This window comes from Verminephrobacter aporrectodeae subsp. tuberculatae (assembly GCF_026127385.1).
GTDB lineage: Bacteria > Pseudomonadota > Gammaproteobacteria > Burkholderiales > Burkholderiaceae_C > Acidovorax > Acidovorax aporrectodeae.
Window position 1 is genome coordinate 1311062 of the sequence record NZ_QZCX01000002.1, and the last position, 16928, is coordinate 1327989.

Sequence of the window (16928 nt, forward strand, 5' to 3'; positions counted from 1 at the left end):
GCGGAATCCGGACACAAAAATCAAGTCGACAATGCGCGCACCACGGCGTCCGCGCACAGCGCCATCAGGCCGCCGGGCAGCAGGCCGAGAACGAGGATCAGGGCGCCGTTGAGCGCGAGCACCACGCGCACGTCGGTGGGCGCCGAGACATTCGCCGCCGTCAGCGGGGCGTCGAAATACATGAGCTTGACCACGCGCAGGTAGTAGAAGGCGCCAATCAACGACATGAGCACGGCAAACACCGCGAGCGCGATGTACCCGCCCTGGCCGGACGCGAGCAGCGCTTGCAGCACCGACAGCTTGGCGTAGAAGCCGACCAGCGGGGGAATTCCGGCCATGGAGAACAGGCACAGGGCCATGACGCCGGCGTACAGCGGGCTGCGCTGGTTGAGGCCGGCCAGGTCCGAGATTTCTTCGCTCTCGAAGCCCTCGCGCGCCAGCAGCAGGATCACGCCGAACGCCGCCAGCGTGGTCAGCACATAGGTGAGCACGTAGAACATGGCCGCGCCGTAGGCGTTCTCCACCGCTGCCGCGTCAACATGGCCGTTCACCACGCCGGACATCAGGCCGAGCAGAACGAAGCCCATCTGCGCGATGGTCGAATACGCCAGCATGCGCTTGAGGTTGGTCTGCGCAATGGCCGCCAGATTGCCCACGAGCAGCGACCCGATGGCCAGCAGCGCGAGCATCTGCTGCCAGTCGATCGCCAGCGGCAGCAGGCCATCGACCAGCAGGCGCAGGGTGATGGCAAAGGCCGCGAGCTTGGGCGCGCCGCCGAGCATCAGGGTCACGGCGGTCGGGGCGCCCTGGTAGACGTCGGGAATCCACATGTGAAACGGCACCGCGCCGAGTTTGAACGCCAGGCCCGCAACGACGAACACCAGGCCGAAGATCAGCACCTGGTGCCGGATCTGGCCGGCGTTGATGGCCTTGAACACCTGCCCGATGTCGAGCGACCCCGTCGCGCCGTAGAGCATCGACATGCCGTACAGCAGGAACCCGCTGGCCATGGCGCCGAGAACGAAGTACTTCATTGCGGCCTCGGTCGCCGTGGCGTTGTCGCGGCGCAGCGCCACGAGTGCGTAGCTCGACAGCGTGAGCAGTTCCAGGCCCAGGTAGAGCACCAGGAAGTTGTTGCCGCCGATCATGATGAACATGCCCAGCAGGGAGAACATCGACAGCGTGAACAATTCGCCGCCGCGCAGCATGCCGCGGTCCGCCGCGTAGGGGCGGCCGTAGACCAGCGTGAGCATCGTGGCCACGCAGGCAAAGCACTTGAGCCAGTTGCCCATGGCGTCGCTGACCAGCATGTTGCCAAAGCCGTAAAGGGTGTTTCCACTGCTCGCGTACAGCGCTTGCAGCACGGCCACCACGGCGAGCGTGAGCATGCTCAGCGCATAGGTTGCGCCGCGGCGTGCGCTGCTGACGTTCAGATCGACCAGCGCGATCATGCAGGCCATGGCCAACAGCACGATCTCGGGGTAGATCACGAGCCAGCTGATGTTGTCTATCATTTTGAATTCCTCCGTCCGCTCAGTTCAGCTTGGACAGCGCGACATGCCGCAGCAGTTGCGCCACCGAGGCGTCCATCACGTCGGTGACGGGACGGGGGTACAGGCCCATGGCCAGCACGGCGCTGGCGAGCAGGGCGAGCACGAGGAATTCACGCCGGCCAATGTCGCTCAGCCCGCGGACGCTGTCGTTCACCACCGGGCCCAGGTACACGCGCTTGACCATCCACAGCGTGTACGCGGCGCCAAAGACCAGCGCCGTGGCGGCGACGAGCCCGATCCAGAAGTCGGCCTTCACGGCGCCCAGGATGACCATCCATTCGCCGACGAAGCCCGCGGTTGCGGGCAGTCCGCAATTCGCCATGGCGAACAGCAACGCGAACGCCGTGAACCGCGGCATGGTCTCGACCACGCCGCCGTAGGCGGCGATCTCGCGCGAATGCACGCGCTCGTACAGGACGCCGATGCACAGGAACATGGCGCCCGAGACGAAGCCGTGCGCGATCATCTGCACCAGGGCGCCCGAGACGCCGAGTTCGTTGAACAGGAAAAAGCCCAGGGTCACGAAGCCCATGTGCGCCACCGACGAGTAGGCGACGAGCTTTTTCATGTCCGTCTGGACCAGGGCCACCAGGCCCACGTAGACCACCGCGATGAGCGACAGGGTGATCATCAGCCAGGCCCATTCGCGCGCGGCGTCGGGGGCAATCGGCAGCGAGAAGCGCACGAAGCCGTACGCGCCCAGCTTGAGCATGATCGCCGCCAGAACGGCGGAGCCGCCGGTGGGCGCCTCCACGTGCACGTCCGGCAGCCAGGTGTGCACCGGCCACATCGGTACCTTGACCGCAAACGCGGCGAAGAAGGCGAAGAACAGCAGGGTCTGCGCCTGGCCGCCGAGCGGCAGCCGGTGCCAGGTGGCGATGTCGAAGCTGCCGCCCGACTGGTTGTACAGGTAGATCAGCGCGATCAGCATCAGCAGCGAACCGAGCAGCGTGTACAGGAAGAACTTGAACGCCGCGTAGATCTTGTTCGGGCCGCCCCAGATGCCGATGATCAGGTACATCGGGATCAGCGTGGCCTCGAAGAACACGTAGAACAAAATTCCGTCGAGCGCGCTGAATACGCCGATCATCAGGCCCGAGAGGATCAGGAACGCGCCCATGTACTGGTTCACGCGCTCGGTGATCGCCTCCCAGGACGCGAGCACCACGATCAGCGTGATGAAGGCCGTCAGCGGAACGAACCACAACGAGATGCCGTCCACGCCCAGGTGGTAGTGGACGTTGAAGCGCTCGATCCAGGCCGCTTTTTCCACGAACTGCATGGCCGCGCTGCCCGGATCGAAGCCGCCGTACAGGGGCAGGGTGACCAGGAAACCGAACGCGGCCCCGAGCAGCGCCATCCAGCGCACCATGGGCGCATGCTCGTCGCGCCCGATGGCGAGCAGCAGCGCGCCGAAGGCAATCGGGATCCAGATGGCAAGACTCAACAAACCCATTTTTGTTCTTCTCCTACTTGTTGAGCCAGACGAAGTACGTCATGAGGGCAAAAACACCCAGGACCATCACCAGCGCGTAGTGGTAGAGATAGCCCGTCTGCATCCGGCGCACGACGCCCGCGACCCAGCGCACCAGCTTCCAGGAGCCATTCACCAGCGCGCCGTCGATGAGCGCCTGGTCGCCGCCCTTCCACAGACCGGTGCCCAGCGCCCGCGCGCCGCGTGCCAGGAGCTTTTCGTTGATCCAGTCGAGGTAGTACTTGTTTTCCAGCAGGCCGTGCAGCGGCCGCAGGCGCGCCGCGATCGCGGCGGGCAGCGCGGGCCTGCGCAGATACATGTAGTACGCGAGCGCGACGCCCGCGAGCGCGAGCCACAGCGGCGCCGCCTGCAAGCCGTGCAGGGCCATGGCCCAGGCGCCGGGAAAGTGCGCGGTCATTTGCGCCATCGACGGGTGCCGGGCCGCGTCCACCACGATGGCCCCTGCGAAGAAGTCACCGAACAGCATGGGCTCGATGAACAGCAGGCCCGCGAGCACCGAGGGAATCGCCAGCAGCACCAGGGGCACCGTCACCACCCAGGGCGACTCGTGCGGCGCATGCGGGTGGGGGTCGGCGTGCCCGCCATGGTCATGGTCATGGTGTGCATCCGGGTTCTGGTCGTAGCGTTCCTGGCCGTGGAACACCAGGAAGTACATGCGGAACGCATAAAAGGCCGTCACGAAAACGCCGGCCAGGACGGCGAAATGCGCAAACCCCGCGGCGGGCAGGCGGCTCAAGTGGACCGCGTCGATGATGCTGTCCTTGGAGTAAAAGCCCGCGAACAGGGGCGCTCCGATCAGTGCCAGCGAGCCCAGCAGCGAGGTGATCCAGGTGATCGGCATGTGCCGGCGCAGCGCGCCCATCCAGCGCATGTCCTGGTTGTGGTGCAGGCCCATGATGACCGAGCCGGCGCCCAGGAACAGCAGGGCCTTGAAAAACGCGTGCGTCATCAGGTGGAACACCGCGGCCGAATACGCCGAAGCGCCCAGGGCCACCGTCATATAGCCCAGTTGGGACAGCGTGGAGTAGGCCACGACGCGCTTGATGTCGTTCTGGACGATTCCCAGAAAGCCCATGAACAGCGCAGTGATCGCGCCCACCACCAGGATCAGGTTCAGCGCCGTGTCGGACAGTTCGAACAGCGGCGACATGCGCGCCACCATGAAGATCCCTGCCGTGACCATGGTCGCGGCGTGGATCAGCGCGGAGATGGGCGTCGGGCCTTCCATGGAATCGGGCAGCCACACGTGCAGCGGGAACTGCGCGCTCTTGCCCATGGCGCCGACGAACAGGCAGATGCAGATCGCGCTGATCAGCATCCAGTCGGTTCCCGGGAGCGTGAGGCCGCCGAGCCGCCCGGCCTGGGAAAATACCTCGGCGTAGTTCAGCGTTCCGGTGTAGGCCGCGATCAGACCGATTCCCAGGATGAAGCCGAAGTCGCCCACGCGGTTCACCAGAAAGGCCTTCATGTTGGCAAACACCGCCGACGGCTTGTGGAACCAGAAGCCGATCAGCAGGTACGACACCAGGCCCACGGCCTCCCAGCCAAAGAACAGTTGCAGCAGGTTGTTGCTCATGACCAGCATGAGCATGGAGAAGGTGAACAGCGAGATGTAGGCGAAGAAGCGGTTGTAGCCCGGGTCCTCGCGCATGTAGCCAATGGTGTAGACGTGCACCATCAGCGACACGAAGCTGACCACCACCATCATCATTGCGGTCAGGCCGTCAATCAGGAAGCCGACCTCCATCCGCAGGCCGCCGGCGAGCATCCAGGTGTAGAGCGTTTCGTTGAAGCGCGCGCCGTCCAGGGCCACGCTCTTGAGCGTCATGGCCGACAGGACGAAGGACACGAGCACCCCGGAAACCGCCAGGCTGTGGCCCAGGCGGCGGCCGATCCGGTTGCCGCCAAGGGCCGTGCCGAAGATTCCGGTCAGCACGGCGCCCGCCAGCGGAGCCAATGCGGCGGCCAGGAGCGTTGAAGCAGAGAGGGTTTGACTCATTCTTGAGAACCTTGGGGGAATACTGCGGTGCCGACCCGTCAACCCTTGAGGGTGTCGAGGTCTTGCGCGCTGATGCTCGAGCGGTTGCGAAACAGCAGCACCAGGATGGCCAGACCGATGGCCGACTCGGCGGCCGCCACCGTCAGGATGAAGAACACGAATACCTGGCCGTGCATGTCGCCCAGGTAGTGGGAGAAGGCCACGAAGTTCGTGTTCACCGCGAGCAGCATCAGCTCGATCGCCATCAGCAGCACGATCAGGTTCTTGCGGTTCAGGAAGATCCCGACCACCGCCAGCGCGAACAGCATCGCCCCCAGCGAGAGGAAATGGCCCAGGGTCAGCGTCATGCGGTTTTCTCCTCGGCAGCTGGCGGCTTGGCCGGAACGTCGGCGTCCGCCTTGCGCGTGGCGGCAAACTTGAGCACCTGCAAACGGTCGCGGGCGCGTACGCGGACTTGCGCCGAGGCGTCGATGGCCTTGCTGTCCTTGCGCTGGCGCAGGGTCAGCGCGATGGCGGAGATCATGGCCACGAGCAGGATCACCGCCGCGATCTCCACCGGGAGCAGGTATTCGGTATAGAGCAGCCTGCCCAGCGCCTGGGTGTTCGAGTGCGCGGCATCGACGACGGCCGACTTGGGCTCGTCCATGCCGCGAAAGCCGCCCATCAGCACGGCGGCCATCTCCAGCGCAATCAGCGCGCCCACGGTCGCGGCCAGCGGAAAGTGCTTCCAGAAACCCGTGCGCAGGCGGTCGATGTGGACGTCGAGCATCATCACCACGAACAAAAACAGCACCAGCACCGCGCCCAGGTACACCAGCACCAGCGTGATCGCGAGGAACTCGGCCCGGAGCAGCAGCCAGACCGCAGCGGCCTGCGAAAACGCAAGCATCAGGTAGAGCACCGCGTGCACCGGGTTGCGCGCGGTGATCACGCGCAGGGCGGCAAACAGCAGCACGGCCGAAAAGAGGTAGAAGAAACCGGTCTTGGCGTCCATGAATCGGGTCTTTATGGAAAGTCGGGTCCCGCAGCGTTTAGCGGTACTTGGCGTCGGCCGCCCTGGCCGCGGCGATTTCGGCCTCGTAGCGGTCGCCAACGGCCAAGAGCATGTCCTTGGTGAAGTACAGGTCGCCGCGTTTCTCGCCGTGGTATTCGAAGATGTGCGTCTCGACGATCGAGTCCACGGGGCAGCTTTCCTCGCAGAAGCCGCAGAAGATGCACTTGGTCAGGTCGATGTCGTAGCGCGTGGTGCGGCGCGACCCGTCGGCGCGCACGGTCGATTCGATGCTGATCGCCACGGCAGGGCAGACGGCCTCGCACAGTTTGCAGGCGATGCAGCGCTCCTCGCCGTTGTCGTAGCGGCGCAGCGCGTGCAGGCCGCGAAAGCGCGGCGAAAGGGGCGTTTTTTCTTCCGGGAACTGCACCGTCACCTTGCGGCGAAAGGCGTAGCGCCCGGTCAGGGCCATTCCCTTGAACAGTTCGACGAGCAGAAAGCTCTTGAAGAAATCCTTGAGCGAAAAAGGTGCGGCAGCAATGGCAGTCATCGGGGTCCTCTTATTGCCAAATGTTCCAGGGCGAGAGCAGCCACCCGCCAACGATGAGCAGCCACACCAGCGTGACCGGAATGAAGACCTTCCAGCCCAGGCGCATGATCTGGTCGTAGCGAAAGCGCGGGAAGGTGGCGCGGATCCAGATGAACATGGACACCACCAGGAAGGTCTTGATCCCGAGCCAGATCCAGCCGGGGACCGCATTGCACAGCGCGCTGTCGATGGGCGGCAACCAGCCGCCCAGGAACAGCAGCGTCGCCAGGATGGAGACCAGCCACATGCTCGCGTATTCGGCCAGGAAGAAGACCGCAAAGCCCATTCCGGAGTACTCGACCATGTGCCCGGCGACGATTTCCGCCTCGCCCTCGACGACGTCAAACGGGTGGCGGTTGGTCTCCGCCACGCCCGAGATCAGATGCACCAGGAAAATCGGCAGCAGCGGCAGCCAGTTCCAGGACAGGAAGTTCAGGCCCTTGTCCGCGGCCATTCCGCGCCCCTGCCCGAGAACGATCTCGGTCAGGTTCATGCTGCCCGAGACCATGATGACCACCAGAAAGCAAAAGCCCATGGCGATCTCGTAGCTCACCATCTGCGCCGACGCGCGCAGCGCGCCCAGAAAGGCGTACTTGGAGTTCGACGCCCAGCCGGCAATGATCACGCCGTAGACCTCGATGGACGTGATCGCCATGACCAGCAGCAGGCCGGCGTTGACGTTCGCCAGCGCCACGTCGGGGCCAAAGGGAATCGCCACCCAGGCGGCGAGCGCCGGCATGATCGCCATGACCGGACCGAGCACGAACAGGCCCCGGCTCGCGGCCGCGGGGTGGATGATTTCCTTGGTCAGCAGTTTCAGGGCGTCGGCAATGGGTTGCAGCAGGCCGAAAGGGCCCACGCGGTTCGGACCATGGCGCACCTGCATGAAACCCAGCAGCTTGCGTTCCCACAGCGTCAGGTACGCGACGGCGCCCATCAGCGGGACCAGGACGCAAACGATCTTGAGCAGGATCCAGAGCACCGGCCAGGCCATGCCGCTCCACCAGCCCACCGCCAGCAGGTTGCGTCCCGTTTCGTAGAGCGCGTCGATCATGCGGCGACTCCTTCGGCGGCCTGGCGTGCGTCGGCCGTGCGTTGCAGCGACGCCGCGCGGCGTACCAGGCTGTCGAGTTGGTAGATGGAGGCGACCACGGGTTCGCTCGCCACCCCGGTCAGCGGGGTGGACTGCGCGGCGTTCGAGACGGCGTTCGACAACTGGTCGGCCGGCAACTGCGTGACGCTGCCCGCGGGCGCATTCGTTGCGCGCGCCAGCACCTCCTGCGCGCTCTCGAAGTCAAAGCCGGGAACCTCCAGCAGATTCGCGAGCACGCGCAGCACCTTCCACGCGGGACGGGCTTCGCCCGGCGGGCGGACCACGGCGTGAAAGCTCTGCAAACGGCCTTCGGCGTTGACAAAGCTGCCCGAGGTTTCCGTGAATGCGGCGATCGGCAGCAGCACGTCGCTGAATTCCATATTCGCCCGGAACGGGCTCAGGGTCACGACCATTTCGGCCGCGGCCAGCGCTGTCGCGGCCCGCACGCCGGCGGCCGAGTCGTGCACGGGTTCGGTGTTGAGCAGCAGCGCGGCCTTCAGCGCGCCGCCGAGCATTTCACCGGCGTGCAGGCCGCCGTTCACGGGCCAGGCGCCCGCAAACTGCGCGCCCACGGTGTTCGCCGCTTGCGTGAGGTAGCCGACCGTGGCCCCCGTGTGCGTGCCAATCCAGTTGGCAAGCGCGAGCAACTGCGTGGCCTGGGCGTGGTGCGCGGCCGCATTGCCGAGCAGCACGGCCTTGCGCTCACCGCCGAGCAGGGAGCGGGCGATCGCGGTTTCCGCGGCGGTATCGGACCCATCGGACCCATCGGCCCCATCGGACGAGAGCACGCCCTGCGGCGCAGCGATGCCCTTCTCCCGCGCGAGCGCTGCGGCAATGCCACCGAGCGCCCGCACCCATTGGCCGGCGCCGTGCACCACCAGCCTGTGCGCGACCGGCAGGGCCCAGTCGCGCGCCACCGAGTCGAGCGCGCTGACCTCGCAACCATGGCGCGCGGCCTGGCGGATGCGCTGCGCAAACAGCGGATGGTCCTTGCGCAGGTTCGACCCCACGACGAGCACGCGCTGCAGCGTCGAGAGCGCAGCGATCGAGGTCCCGAGCCAGCGAATGCCCTCGGGGGCGGCGAATTCGGCGTTGCGCAGGCGGTGGTCGATGTTGTCGCTGCCCAGGCCACGCAGCAGCGCCGCTGCCAAGTAGAGCTCTTCGAGCGTGCTGTGCGGGCTGAGCAGCGCGCCAATGCTGCCCGCGCCATGCGCGCTGCGGATGCTGCGCAGGCCCTGCGCAACGTACTCCAGCGCGCTCTGCCAATCGACCTCCTTCCAGACCCCGCCCTGCTTGAGCATGGGCCGGGTCAGGCGGTCCTCGGCGTTCAGCGCCTCGTAGGAGAAACGGTCGCGGTCGGCGATCCAGCATTCGTTGACGGCCTCGTTCTCGAACGGCAGGACGCGCATCACCCGGTGGTTCTTGACCTGCACGATCAGGTTCGCACCCGTGGAATCGTGCGGGCTCACCGAGCGCCGGCGCGACAGCTCCCAGGTCCGGGCGCTGTAGCGAAAGGGCTTGCTGGTCAGCGCGCCGACCGGGCAGATGTCGATCATGTTGCCCGACAGTTCGGAGTCCACCGTGCCGCCCGTCACCGTGGTGATTTCCGCATGCTCGCCGCGGTGGATCATTCCCAGTTCCATCACGCCGGCCACCTCCTGACCAAAGCGCACGCAGCGCGTGCAGTGGATGCAGCGGTTCATCTCTTCCATGGAGATCAGCGGGCCCACGTCCTTGTGCGGGACCACGCGCTTTTCCTCCGTGTAGCGCGAGGAACTGCTGCCGTAGCCTACGGCCAGGTCCTGCAACTGGCATTCGCCGCCCTGGTCGCAGATCGGGCAGTCCAGCGGGTGGTTGATGAGCAAAAACTCCATCACCGAGCGCTGCGCGCGGATTGCCTTGTCGCTGTGCGTGCGCACCACCATGCCTTGCGCGGCCGGCGTGGCGCACGCGGGCATGGGTTTTGGCGCCTTCTCCACGTCAACCAGGCACATGCGGCAGTTGGCGGCGATGGAGAGTTTCTTGTGGTAGCAGAAGTGCGGAATATAGGTTCCCGCCTTCTCGGCCGCGTGCATCACCATGCAACCTTCGGCGACCTCCACCTTGCGACCGTCGAGTTCAATTTCAAGCATATGTGTTTCCCGCGATCAGCCGGCGGGCTGGACGGGCTGGGCCGTCCGGCTCTGGATCAGGGCCTCGAACTCGGGGCGGAAATGCCGGAGCATGGCGCGCACCGGCATCGCTGCGGCGTCGCCGAGCGCGCAAATCGTGCGCCCCTGGATATCGTCCGCGACCGAGTTGAGCAGGTCCAGGTCGTCCGCGCGGCCCTGTCCCTTCCGGATGCGCTCGAGCACGCGCCACATCCAGCCCGTGCCCTCGCGGCAGGGCGTGCATTGCCCGCAGGACTCGTGCGCGTAGAAGTACGACAGGCGCAGCAGGCTCTCGACCATGCAGCGCGAGTCGTCCATCACGATCACGGCGCCGGAGCCGAGCATCGATCCCGCCTTGGCGATGCTGTCGTAGTCCATGCTGCATTCCATGATCACCGCCGCCGGCAGCACCGGCGCCGAAGAGCCGCCGGGAATCACCGCCTTGAGCGTGCGGCCCGCGCGCACGCCCCCGGCGAGTTCGAGCAGCCTGGGAAACGGTGTGCCCAGGGGCACTTCGTAGTTGCCGGGCTGCTCCACGTCGCCCGAGACCGAGAAGATCTTCGTTCCGCCGTTGTTCGGCTTGCCGCACGCAAGGTACGCGGCCGCGCCATGGCGGATGATCCACGGCACGGCCGCGAAGGTCTCGGTGTTGTTGATCGTCGTGGGCTTGCCGTACAGGCCGCAGCTCGCGGGAAACGGCGGCTTGAAGCGCGGCTGGCCCTTCTTGCCTTCGAGCGATTCGAGCAGGGCGGTTTCCTCGCCGCAGATGTACGCGCCAAAACCATGCGCTGCGTGCAGCTCGAAGCCAAAGCCGCTGCCGAGGACGTCGCCGCCCAGATAGCCCGCGGCGCGCGCCTCGCCGAGCGCTGCCTCGAAGCGTTCGTAGGTCTGGAAGATCTCGCCGTGGATGTAGTTGTAGCCCACGGAGATGCCCATCGCGTAGGCCGCGATGGCCATGCCCTCGATGACGACGTGCGGGTTGAACTGCAGGATGTCGCGGTCCTTGCAGGTTCCCGGCTCGCCCTCGTCCGAATTGCAGACCAGGTATTTCTGGCCCGGAAAGGCGCGCGGCATGAAGCTCCACTTGAGCCCGGTGGGAAAGCCCGCACCGCCGCGGCCGCGCAGGCCCGACTCCTTGACCATGGTGATCACCTGCTCCGGGCTCAGTCCCGCGCTGCCGTCCTTGCCGAGAATGCGGCGCAGCGCCTGGTAGCCGCCGCGCGCCACGTAGCCCGCAAGGCTCCAGTTGCTGCCGTTCAGGCCGGCGTAGATCTGCGGTTCGATATGGCGGCCATGAAAGCAGGTTTGCACGCCCGTCGCCCGGAACTCGGAGAGAATTTGTTGCGCTGTGCTCATGGCCCGTCCTCCGTGCGAAGCGCCACCGTGCCCTCGGCCTGGCGCAGGCCATCGACGAGCTGATCGAGCTTGTCGGGGTCCATGAAACTGCACATCGTGCGGTCGTTGACGAGCATCACGGGTGCGTCGGCGCAGGCGCCCAGGCATTCGCACTGCTGCAGCGTGAACAGGCCGTCGGCCGTGGTCCCGCCCATAGACACGCCGAGCTTTTGCTCCAGATGCTGCAACGCCTGCTGACCCCCGCGCAGCTGGCAGGGCAGGTTCGTGCAGACGTTGAGCTTGTAGCGGCCCGCCGGCTGCTGGTTGTACATGTTGTAGAAGGTCGTGACCTCGTGCACGGCAATCGGCGCCATCCCCAGGTACTGCGCGACCGCCGCCTCGCTCTCGGCGCTGACAAAGCCCTGCTCCTGCTGCACGATGGCCAGGCAGGCCATGACCGCAGACTGCTTCTGGTCTGCGGGGTACTTGGCCACTTCCCGCGCAAAACGCGCACGCGTCGTTTCGTCAATCATCGGTCAATCTCTCCGAACACGATGTCCATGGTGCCAATGATGGCCACGGCGTCGGCGAGCATGTGGCCCCGCGCCAATTCATCGAGCGTGGCCAGATGCGCAAAACCGGGCGCGCGGATCTTCAGGCGATAGGGTTTGTTCGCGCCATCGCTCAGCAGATAGATGCCGAACTCGCCCTTGGGGTGCTCCACGGCGGCGTAGGCCTCGCCCTCGGGAACGTGAAAGCCCTCGGTGAACAGCTTGAAATGGTGGATCAGCTCCTCCATGCGGGCCTTCATCGATTCGCGCCCTGGCGCCGCCACCTTGTGGTTGTCGGTGATCACCGGGCCGGGGTGCGCGCGCAGCCAGTCCACGCATTGCGCGATGATGCGGTTGGCTTCGCGCATCTCCTGCACCCGCACCAGGTAGCGGTCGTAGCAGTCGCCCGTGCGGCCCACGGGAACGTCGAAGTCCATGTGCTCGTACACCTCGTAGGGCTGGGTCTTGCGCAGGTCCCAGGCGACGCCCGATCCGCGCAGCATGGGGCCGGTCATGCCAAGGTTCAGCGCGCGCTCGGGCGAGACCACGCCGATGCCCACCGTGCGCTGCTTCCAGATGCGGTTGTCGGTGAGCAAGGTCTCGTACTCGTCCACGCAGCCCGGAAAGCGCTGGCTGAAGTCGGCGATGAAGTCCAGCAGCGAGCCCTGGCGGTTGCGGTTCAGTGCCGCGATCGCCCGGGCGTTGCGGATCTGGCCGGCCTGGTACTGCGGCATGCTCTCGGGCAGGTCGCGGTACACGCCGCCGGGACGGAAATACGCCGCGTGCATGCGCGCACCCGACACCGCCTCGTATATGTCGAACAGGTCTTCGCGCTCGCGGAAGGTGTAGATCAGGATCGTCGAACTGCCGCAGTCGTTGCCGTGCGAGCCGAGCCACATCAGGTGGTTCATCAAGCGGGTGATCTCCGAGAACAGCACGCGGATGTACTGCGCGCGCAGCGGCACTTCCAGGCCGAGCAGTTTCTCGATCGCCAGGCAGTACGCGTGCTCGTTGCACATCATCGAGACGTAGTCGAGCCGGTCCATGTAGGGCAGGGACTGGATATAGGTCTTGTGCTCGGCGAGCTTTTCGGTGGCGCGGTGGAGCAGACCGATGTGCGGGTCGGCGCGCTGCACCACTTCGCCGTCGAGTTCCAGCACCAGACGCAGCACACCGTGCGCCGCCGGGTGCTGTGGACCAAAGTTCAGGGAGTAGTTCTTGATTTCAGCCATGGTGGATCACAGGGGCGCGCCGCGGCGCAGGCCTGCATACGATTCCTCGCGGACGATGCGCGGCGTGTTCTCGCGCGGCTCGATGCTCACGGGCTCGTAGACCACGCGGCGCAGTTCGGCGTCGTAGCGCATTTCCACATGGCCGGACAGCGGGAAGTCCTTGCGCATCGGGTGGCCGACGAAGCCGTAGTCGGTGAGGATGCGGCGCAGGTCGTCGTGGCCGTCGAACACGATGCCAAACAGGTCGAAGGCCTCGCGCTCGTACCAGTTCGCCGAATTCCACAGCCCGGACACGGAGGCCAGCAGCGGCAAATCGTCGTCCGGGCAGAACACCTTCACGCGCAGGCGCTGGTTCAGGCTGACGGACAGCAGATGCACCACCACGCAGTAGCGCGGCCCCTCGTGCACCGCGTCGGCGTACGTGGAGTAGTCCACGCCGCACAGGTCGATCAGTTGCTCGAAGCGGCAAGCCTCGGCGTCGCGCAGCACGCGCATCGCGTCGAGGTAGTCGGCGGCGGCGAGCAGCACGCTGACCTCGCCCAGCACCCGCGTGCTCTGGCGCACCCGGGCGCCGAGCGCCGCGCAGACAGTGTCCTGGAGTTTTTCTGGCCGAATGGCAACAGCGCTCATCATCGATCCTTCAAGCGCGCGCAATGGTGTGCGTGCGGCGAATTTTTTGCTGCAACTGGATGATTCCGTAGAGCAGCGCCTCCGCCGTCGGCGGGCAGCCGGGCACGTAGACATCGACCGGAACGATGCGGTCGCAACCGCGCACCACCGAATAGCTGTAGTGGTAGTAGCCGCCGCCGTTGGCGCAGGAGCCCATGGACAAAACCCAGCGCGGCTCGGACATCTGGTCGTAGACCTTGCGCAGCGCGGGCGCCATCTTGTTGCACAGCGTTCCGGCAACGATCATCAGGTCGGACTGGCGCGGGCTCGCGCGAAACACCTCGGCGCCAAAGCGGCCGATGTCGTAGCGCGCCGCAGCCGAGTGCATCATCTCGACGGCGCAGCAGGCCAGGCCAAAGGTCATCGGCCACAGCGAACCGGTCTTGGCCCAGTTCACCACGGCGTCGTAGCTCGTGGTGGCAAAGCCCTGCTTCATCACGCCTTCAATCATTGCATCCTCCTTGGTTTGCTGCGGCCCGCTCATTCCCAGTCCAGCGCCCCCTTTTTCCACTCGTAGACAAAGCCCACGATCAGCACGGCCAGGAAGATCAGCACCGCCACGAAGCCGGTGCCGCCGACCTCGCGCAGCGTCACCGCCCAGGGGAAGAGGAACGCGATTTCGAGATCGAACAGGATGAACAAAATGGCCACGAGGTAGTAGCGCACGTCGAACTTCATGCGCGCGTCTTCGAAGGCTTCAAAGCCGCATTCGTAGGGGGAGTTCTTCGCGGCATCCGGGCGATTCGGGCCCAGTATGCGGCCGATGACGAGGGGGACGACGCCAACCGCGCTGCCGACCAAGATGAACAAAAGGACGGGGAGGTACTGATCGAGGTTCATCTTGCGGATTGGATCATCGCTGTGGCCCTGCCAAGCCATGCGGGCAGGCCTTTGCTTTGTTCTGGTGCCGTCGGCGAGACTCGAACTCGCACAGCTTGCGCCACTACCCCCTCAAGGTAGCGTGTCTACCAATTTCACCACGACGGCTGTCTTTCGCGTCCGGATGGCATGAGGAACCCTGCGGTTTTGGCTGGTCCGGACAATCGGCGATTCTACTCCGGAAAAACCCTGTGGGCTCTCTGCGATCTCCAGATTATTTGGTCGGAATCTGCGCGGCGCCCGAGGCCGGCGTCGCTGGTGGCGCGGTGGCGGCCGACGCGGCGTCCGCGGGCTGCGCGGCGGCGGCGGCAGGGGCCTCCAGCACGCTGCCCGAACCTGCGAGGCGGGCGTGGCCAAAGTACGCCAAGGCCAGCGTGGAGGCGAGGAACACCGAAGCCAGCACCGCCGTGGTACGCGACAGGAAGTTGGCGCTGCCGCTCGCGCCAAACAGGCTGCCCGAACTGCCGCTGCCAAACGCCGCGCCCATGTCCGCGCCCTTGCCGTGCTGGATCAGGATCAGACCGATCATCACCAGCGCCGCGAGCATCTGCACGGCGAAAATCACATTCACGATCACGTTCATTCTTTGCCCACTCCTGATGCGATGACTGCGGCGCCATGGGCCGCGGCAATGATTGCCAAAAAATCGGGGGCCTTGAGCGAGGCACCGCCGACCAACCCCCCGTCGATGTCGGGCTGCGCCAGCAAGGGCGCCGCGTTCGCCGCGTTCAGGCTGCCGCCGTAGAGCAGGCGGATGCGCCCGGCCTGCGCGCTCGCGGCGCGCAGTTGCGCGCGCAAAACGGCGTGCACCGCCTGCGCCTGCGCGGGCGACGCCGTGTGCCCCGTGCCGATCGCCCAGACCGGCTCGTACGCCAGCGCCACTTCGCTGATGCAATGGCCGTTGCGCTGGATCACCGCCGCAAGCTGGCGCCTGACCACGGCCTCGGTCTGGCCGGCCTCGCGCTCTTGCAGCGTCTCGCCCACGCAGACGATGGGCGTCAGGCCCGCAGCCAGCGCGCGCTGCGCCTTCTGCGCCACCACTTGGTCGGTTTCGCCGTGGTACTGGCGGCGTTCCGAATGCCCCACCAGCGTGTAGCGCACGCCAAAGTCCCTGAGCATGGCCGCGGAGACCTCGCCGGTGTACGCGCCCGCTTCGTGCTGCGACACGTCCTGCGCCGCCAGCGCGAGCACCGTTCCCGCAGTCAGCGCCTGCACTTGCGCCAGATAGGGCGCGGGCACCGCGAGCGCCAGGTCGCAGGCCGCGTCTCCGATTCCGGCGAGGATGGCGTGCAACAGGGCCTCGTTCGCCGCCAGGTCGCCGTTCATCTTCCAGTTGGCCGCGATGAGTTTTTTCTTGTCGTTCATGGTGACCAGGTCAAAACAATTTTTCCGATATGCCGATTCGATTCCATCAGCGCATGCGCCTGCGCCGCATCCGCCGCAGAGAACGTGCTGTGAATCACGGGACGCACCTGGCCCGAGGCCAGCCGGGGCCAGACCTGCTCGCGCAGTGCGCGCGCAATCGCCCCCTTGAACGCCACGGGGCGGGGGCGCAGGGTCGACCCCGTGATCGTGAGCCGGCGCCGCAGCACCAGCCCCGCGTCGAAGCCGCTGCGCACGCCGCCTTGCACTGCGATGATGGCGATGCGGCCATCCTCGGCCAGGCATTCCACTTCACGCGCCACGTAGTCGCCGGCGACCATGTCGAGCACCACGTCCACTCCCTTGCCCTGCGTGATGCGCCGGACCTCCGCGACAAAGTCCTGCGTGCGGTAGTTGATCGCCTGTTGCGCGCCCAGCGCCAGGCAGGCCGCGCATTTCTCGTCGCTGCCCGCGGTGGCGATGACCGTGGCGCCAAAGGCCCGCGCCAGCTGGATGGCCGCGACGCCGATACCGCTTGTCCCGCCCTGCACCAGCAGGCTCTCGCCCGCCTGCAAGCGGCCGCGGTCAAAGACATTGCTCCACACCGTGAAAAAGGTCTCGGGCAGCGCGGCCGCCTGCACATCGCTCAGGCCCTCGGGAACCGGCAGGCATTGCACGACCGGCGCGACGCAGAACTCGGCGTAGCCGCCGCCGGCAAGCAGCGCGCAGACGCGGTCGCCGACCTGGATTCCCGCCTCGGCCATGGCCGCAGAGTCCCCCGACTCGACCACGCCGGCGACTTCCAGCCCCGGAATGTCCGACGCGCCCGGTGGCGGGGCGTAGTGCCCGAGCCGCTGCAGCACGTCGGGGCGGTTCACGCCGCTGGCGCGAACGCGGATCAGCAGTTCGCCCGCGCCCGGCTGCGGCACCGGGCGTTCGCCCGGGAGCAGCACCTCGGGCTTGCCAAAGGAGGTGATCTCGACAGCGCGCATGCTGCGGTTCATCGATGCATGGGGTTGAGAAATGGTGT

General features: G+C 66.2%; 17 protein-coding genes and 1 tRNA gene. All 18 read right to left on the reverse strand.

The window, feature by feature from the left end; translation table 11 throughout:
* Nucleotides 1-20: 20 nt before the first annotated feature.
* A complete protein-coding gene (nuoN, locus tag D5041_RS14040) occupies nucleotides 21-1514 on the reverse strand; it encodes an NADH-quinone oxidoreductase subunit NuoN (RefSeq protein ID WP_265284968.1) in 1494 nt (497 codons plus the stop codon).
* A gap of 19 nt (nucleotides 1515-1533) precedes the next feature.
* Nucleotides 1534-3009: an NADH-quinone oxidoreductase subunit M gene (locus D5041_RS14045; protein WP_265284969.1), complete on the reverse strand. Its 1476-nt coding sequence runs from the start codon at nucleotides 3007-3009 to the stop codon at nucleotides 1534-1536.
* A 13-nt stretch (nucleotides 3010-3022) separates the two neighbouring features.
* Nucleotides 3023-5047, reverse strand: coding sequence for an NADH-quinone oxidoreductase subunit L (gene nuoL / locus D5041_RS14050; RefSeq protein WP_265284970.1), 2025 nt, complete (start codon nucleotides 5045-5047; stop codon nucleotides 3023-3025).
* Nucleotides 5048-5085: 38 nt separating this feature from the next.
* Nucleotides 5086-5394 (reverse strand): NADH-quinone oxidoreductase subunit NuoK, encoded by a 309-nt coding sequence (gene nuoK / locus D5041_RS14055; RefSeq protein WP_010102637.1) that lies wholly within the window; start codon nucleotides 5392-5394, stop codon nucleotides 5086-5088.
* Nucleotides 5391-6041, reverse strand: coding sequence for an NADH-quinone oxidoreductase subunit J (locus D5041_RS14060; protein WP_010102638.1), 651 nt, complete (start codon nucleotides 6039-6041; stop codon nucleotides 5391-5393). Before D5041_RS14060 ends, nuoK begins: the two co-directional genes overlap by 4 nt.
* 37 nt (nucleotides 6042-6078) lie before the next feature.
* A complete protein-coding gene (gene nuoI / locus D5041_RS14065; protein WP_010102639.1) occupies nucleotides 6079-6588 on the reverse strand; it encodes an NADH-quinone oxidoreductase subunit NuoI in 510 nt (169 codons plus the stop codon).
* Between the two features lie 10 nt (nucleotides 6589-6598).
* Nucleotides 6599-7681 carry an NADH-quinone oxidoreductase subunit NuoH gene (nuoH, locus tag D5041_RS14070; protein WP_265284971.1) on the reverse strand — a complete coding sequence of 361 codons (1083 nt, stop codon included), beginning with the start codon at nucleotides 7679-7681 and terminating at the stop codon, nucleotides 6599-6601.
* Nucleotides 7678-9852 carry an NADH-quinone oxidoreductase subunit NuoG gene (nuoG, locus tag D5041_RS14075; RefSeq protein WP_265284972.1) on the reverse strand — a complete coding sequence of 725 codons (2175 nt, stop codon included), beginning with the start codon at nucleotides 9850-9852 and terminating at the stop codon, nucleotides 7678-7680. The genes nuoH and nuoG overlap by 4 nt, the downstream gene beginning before the upstream one ends.
* Nucleotides 9853-9867: 15 nt before the next feature.
* Nucleotides 9868-11226 (reverse strand): NADH-quinone oxidoreductase subunit NuoF, encoded by a 1359-nt coding sequence (gene nuoF / locus D5041_RS14080; RefSeq protein WP_265284973.1) that lies wholly within the window; start codon nucleotides 11224-11226, stop codon nucleotides 9868-9870.
* Entirely contained in the window at nucleotides 11223-11738 is a 516-nt protein-coding gene (nuoE, locus tag D5041_RS14085; protein ID WP_265284974.1) for an NADH-quinone oxidoreductase subunit NuoE, read from the reverse strand. The genes nuoF and nuoE overlap by 4 nt, the downstream gene beginning before the upstream one ends.
* Entirely contained in the window at nucleotides 11735-12988 is a 1254-nt protein-coding gene (locus D5041_RS14090; RefSeq protein ID WP_010102649.1) for an NADH-quinone oxidoreductase subunit D, read from the reverse strand. The genes nuoE and D5041_RS14090 overlap by 4 nt, the downstream gene beginning before the upstream one ends.
* A gap of 6 nt (nucleotides 12989-12994) precedes the next feature.
* A complete protein-coding gene (locus tag D5041_RS14095; protein WP_029554168.1) occupies nucleotides 12995-13618 on the reverse strand; it encodes an NADH-quinone oxidoreductase subunit C in 624 nt (207 codons plus the stop codon).
* Nucleotides 13619-13628: 10 nt separating this feature from the next.
* On the reverse strand, nucleotides 13629-14108 hold the full coding sequence (locus D5041_RS14100) for a NuoB/complex I 20 kDa subunit family protein (protein WP_010102653.1): 480 nt from the start codon (nucleotides 14106-14108) through the stop codon (nucleotides 13629-13631).
* Between the two features lie 29 nt (nucleotides 14109-14137).
* On the reverse strand, nucleotides 14138-14497 hold the full coding sequence (locus tag D5041_RS14105; protein ID WP_029554169.1) for an NADH-quinone oxidoreductase subunit A: 360 nt from the start codon (nucleotides 14495-14497) through the stop codon (nucleotides 14138-14140).
* Nucleotides 14498-14559: 62 nt separating this feature from the next.
* Nucleotides 14560-14644: transfer RNA gene (locus D5041_RS14110), tRNA-Leu, on the reverse strand.
* A 106-nt stretch (nucleotides 14645-14750) separates the two neighbouring features.
* Complete coding sequence (secG, locus tag D5041_RS14115; protein WP_265256980.1) at nucleotides 14751-15119, reverse strand: preprotein translocase subunit SecG; 369 nt, start codon at nucleotides 15117-15119, stop codon at nucleotides 14751-14753.
* Nucleotides 15116-15901, reverse strand: coding sequence for a triose-phosphate isomerase (gene tpiA, locus D5041_RS14120; protein ID WP_265256979.1), 786 nt, complete (start codon nucleotides 15899-15901; stop codon nucleotides 15116-15118). Before tpiA ends, secG begins: the two co-directional genes overlap by 4 nt.
* Entirely contained in the window at nucleotides 15898-16890 is a 993-nt protein-coding gene (locus D5041_RS14125; RefSeq protein WP_265285102.1) for an NAD(P)H-quinone oxidoreductase, read from the reverse strand. The genes tpiA and D5041_RS14125 overlap by 4 nt, the downstream gene beginning before the upstream one ends.
* Between the last annotated feature and the right edge of the window lie 38 nt (nucleotides 16891-16928).

Coding starts and splice junctions, on each gene's coding strand:
- tpiA (WP_265256979.1), bottom strand. CDS start 15,901: ATGAACGACAAGAAAAAACTCATCGCGGCCAACTGGAAGATGAACGGC.
- D5041_RS14095 (WP_029554168.1), bottom strand. CDS start 13,618: ATGAGCGCTGTTGCCATTCGGCCAGAAAAACTCCAGGACACTGTCTGC.
- nuoL (WP_265284970.1), bottom strand. CDS start 5,047: ATGAGTCAAACCCTCTCTGCTTCAACGCTCCTGGCCGCCGCATTGGCT.
- nuoE (WP_265284974.1), bottom strand. CDS start 11,738: ATGATTGACGAAACGACGCGTGCGCGTTTTGCGCGGGAAGTGGCCAAG.
- secG (WP_265256980.1), bottom strand. CDS start 15,119: ATGAACGTGATCGTGAATGTGATTTTCGCCGTGCAGATGCTCGCGGCG.
- nuoG (WP_265284972.1), bottom strand. CDS start 9,852: ATGCTTGAAATTGAACTCGACGGTCGCAAGGTGGAGGTCGCCGAAGGT.
- nuoH (WP_265284971.1), bottom strand. CDS start 7,681: ATGATCGACGCGCTCTACGAAACGGGACGCAACCTGCTGGCGGTGGGC.
- D5041_RS14100 (WP_010102653.1), bottom strand. CDS start 14,108: ATGATTGAAGGCGTGATGAAGCAGGGCTTTGCCACCACGAGCTACGAC.
- D5041_RS14060 (WP_010102638.1), bottom strand. CDS start 6,041: ATGGACGCCAAGACCGGTTTCTTCTACCTCTTTTCGGCCGTGCTGCTG.
- D5041_RS14045 (WP_265284969.1), bottom strand. CDS start 3,009: ATGGGTTTGTTGAGTCTTGCCATCTGGATCCCGATTGCCTTCGGCGCG.
- nuoN (WP_265284968.1), bottom strand. CDS start 1,514: ATGATAGACAACATCAGCTGGCTCGTGATCTACCCCGAGATCGTGCTG.
- D5041_RS14090 (WP_010102649.1), bottom strand. CDS start 12,988: ATGGCTGAAATCAAGAACTACTCCCTGAACTTTGGTCCACAGCACCCG.
- nuoI (WP_010102639.1), bottom strand. CDS start 6,588: ATGACTGCCATTGCTGCCGCACCTTTTTCGCTCAAGGATTTCTTCAAG.
- D5041_RS14105 (WP_029554169.1), bottom strand. CDS start 14,497: ATGAACCTCGATCAGTACCTCCCCGTCCTTTTGTTCATCTTGGTCGGC.
- nuoF (WP_265284973.1), bottom strand. CDS start 11,226: ATGAGCACAGCGCAACAAATTCTCTCCGAGTTCCGGGCGACGGGCGTG.
- D5041_RS14125 (WP_265285102.1), bottom strand. CDS start 16,890: ATGCGCGCTGTCGAGATCACCTCCTTTGGCAAGCCCGAGGTGCTGCTC.
- nuoK (WP_010102637.1), bottom strand. CDS start 5,394: ATGACGCTGACCCTGGGCCATTTCCTCTCGCTGGGGGCGATGCTGTTC.